The sequence below is a fragment of the Agromyces binzhouensis genome (genome assembly GCF_004135055.1).
Lineage (GTDB): Bacteria > Actinomycetota > Actinomycetes > Actinomycetales > Microbacteriaceae > Agromyces > Agromyces binzhouensis.
Genome location: NZ_SDPL01000442.1, coordinates 1 through 2,509, shown reverse-complemented (window position 1 = coordinate 2,509; position 2,509 = coordinate 1). Strand labels below are relative to the sequence as shown.

Annotated in this window: 4 protein-coding genes; 3 read left to right on the top strand and 1 reads right to left on the bottom strand. The window is 73.1% G+C overall.

Features of this window, described 5'->3' with window-relative positions; all coding sequences use genetic code 11:
* Positions 1-675: wax ester/triacylglycerol synthase domain-containing protein (locus tag ESO86_RS15405; protein ID WP_277985239.1), on the bottom strand; the 675-nt coding region annotated here is incomplete at its 3' end.
* Positions 676-764: 89 nt separating this feature from the next.
* Between ESO86_RS15405 and purS the strand changes: the two genes are divergently transcribed.
* The 3 genes from purS to ESO86_RS15390 all read left to right on the top strand — a co-directional run.
* The gene (gene purS / locus ESO86_RS15400) at positions 765-1,085 is read left to right on the top strand and encodes a phosphoribosylformylglycinamidine synthase subunit PurS (RefSeq protein ID WP_207207174.1); all 321 of its coding nucleotides are present in this window, start codon (positions 765-767) and stop codon (positions 1,083-1,085) included.
* Positions 1,086-1,102: 17 nt separating this feature from the next.
* Positions 1,103-1,801, top strand: coding sequence for a phosphoribosylformylglycinamidine synthase subunit PurQ (purQ, locus tag ESO86_RS15395; protein ID WP_129235762.1), 699 nt, complete (start codon positions 1,103-1,105; stop codon positions 1,799-1,801).
* Positions 1,802-1,846: 45 nt separating this feature from the next.
* A partial coding sequence (locus ESO86_RS15390) for a DUF2254 family protein (protein ID WP_165307987.1) occupies positions 1,847-2,509 on the top strand: 663 nt, incomplete at its 3' end.

Here is a 2,509-nt window from a genome sequence, read left to right as displayed (position 1 = left end):
GAACGCGACGCCGCGCCGCGGGCCGATCGGACCGAGGAGGACCGTGTCCGGCACCGCCTGCCGGAACATGCCCAGCGTGCGCTCGACGCCGGATGCGATCGCACGCACGCCGCGTGCGGGCGCGGCCTCGGCGGCGACCTCGGAAGCTCCGTTCGGGGTCCGCGGCGCGGCATCCGCCTCGTCTCGCGCTTCGGGTGCGAGCAGGCGCTCGACCAGTCGCACCGAGGCGATGCCGTCGGCCAGGGCGTGATGGATGCGCAGCACGACGCCGAGGCGATCGGGCGCGACCCCCGGCACGAGGAGCAGTTCCCACAGCGGCCGGTCGAGCGCCATCGGCGTGACCATGAGCCGGGCGCAGAGCTCCTCGAGGCCGGCGCGCCCGTCCACCGGTTCGACGGTGCGCACCTGTCGCGCGAGATCGAGGGCCACCGGTTCCCACGCCAGCGCGCGTCCGTCGCGGACCACGCGCTGCGAGAGCCGCGGGACCGCGGCGATCCGGGAGGCCAGGCTCGCCCGGACGCGGTCGAGGTCCACCGAGCCGTCGGCGCCGACCGCTCCGCCCGGAGCGAGCACGCCGGCCATCAGGAACGCGTTCACCTGGTCGGGAACGTCCATCGCGATGTTCGCCGCGTCGGCCCTCGAGAGCCGCTCGCGACCGGCGGTCCGAGCCGTCACGCCCGCAGTCTACGGCGGGCGACGAGCGGCGTCCGGCCGACGGATAGAATCGACGCATCCACACCCTCGACACCGAACGGAGAACCGCGGTGCCCACCATCGTCGTCGAAGTGATGCCCAAGGCCGAACTGCTCGACCCGCAGGGGAAGGCCGTCGCCGGCGCGCTCTCCCGTACCGGGCACGACTCGATCAGCGGGGTCCGGGTCGGCAAGCGCTTCGAACTGACCGTCGACGGCCCGATCGACGACGCGGTCCGCGCCGAGGTCGCCGCCCTCGCCGAGCACGTGCTCTCCAACTCGGTCATCGAGGACGTCGTGGGCATCCACTACGAGCAGTCGAACGCCGAACTGGCCGGCGAGGCGGCAGGTCACCACGACGGCTACGACGCCCCCGCGGGCGAGACCCACTGAGCGCGGGGAGTCGGCCCATGCGCATCGGCGTCATCACGTTCCCCGGCTCGCTCGACGACCGCGACGCGCAGCGCGCCGTGCGGCTCGCGGGCGGCGAGCCCGTCGCGCTCTGGCACGGATCGCACGACCTCGAGGGCGTCGACGCCCTCATCCTCCCGGGCGGCTTCAGCTACGGCGACTACCTGCGCTGCGGAGCGATCGCCTCGCTCAGCCCGATCATGACCGAGGTCGTCGACGCGGCGAACGCCGGCATGCCGGTCCTCGGCATCTGCAACGGCTTCCAGATGCTCGCGGAGGCGCACCTGCTCGAGGGCGGCCTGATCCGCAACGACCACGGCTCGTTCATCTGCCGCGACCAGGTCCTGCGCGTCGAGAACGCGTCGACCGCGTGGACCGGTGAGTTCGAGGCCGGCCAGGAGATCACCATCCCGTTGAAGAACGGCGAGGGCGGGTTCATCGCCTCGGAGGAGACGCTCGATCGGCTCGAGGGCGAGGGGCGCGTGGCCTTCCGCTACGTGGGCGTGAACCCGAACGGATCGCTCCGCGACATCGCGGGCATCACGAACGCCGCCGGGAACGTCGTCGGACTCATGCCGCACCCCGAGCACGCGGTCGAGCCGGGCTTCGGCCCCGACACCGCCGCCGCGATGCGATCGGGCGTCGACGGGCTCGGCTTCTTCACGAGCGTCATCCGCCGCACCCTCGTCGAGGCGTAGGCCTCGCGGGGGCCTCCCGTACTCTGGCTGCGGGAGGTTCGACGAATGACGACGACGTCCGACGGAGCCCGCCGCTGGTGGGCCACCCTCGCCGAGTCCGTGTCGTCGCGGATCTGGCCGCTGCCCGTCGCGGCGATCATCGCCGCCGTCATCGCCGGCGTGCTGCTCCCGCTGCTCGACGCCGCGGTCGACGATCAGCTCCCGCCCTGGCTCGGAGCACTGCTCTTCAGCGGGGGGACCGAGGCCGCGCGGGCGGTGCTCACGACGATCAGCGGCTCGCTCATCACCGCGACCTCGCTGACCTTCTCGCTCACCGTGGTCGCCCTGCAGCTCGCGAGCAACCAGGCGTCTCCGCGCGTGCTCCGCCAGTTCGCGTCGGACGGCATGGTCCACCTGACCCTCGCGATCTTCCTCGGCACCTTCGCGTACGCCCTGACCGTGCTGCGCACCGTCGAGGACGCCGGCGATCGGGTCCCCCGGATCGCGGTGACCGTCGCCTTCGTGCTCACGCTCATGAGCGTCGTCGTCCTCGTGCTCTTCCTGGCCCACCTCGCGAGCCGGCTGCGGGTCGAGACGATGCTGCGCGACGTGCATCGCGAGACCGCGCGCACCATCGCCCGCGTGGGGGCCGACGATCGCGCGACGGCGCCCGCCCCGGAGCGGCCGGGCGACGCGCGGCCGATCCTCGCGCGGCGTTCCGGCTTCGTC

Coding starts and splice junctions, on each gene's coding strand:
- purQ (WP_129235762.1), top strand. CDS start 1,103: ATGCGCATCGGCGTCATCACGTTCCCCGGCTCGCTCGACGACCGCGAC.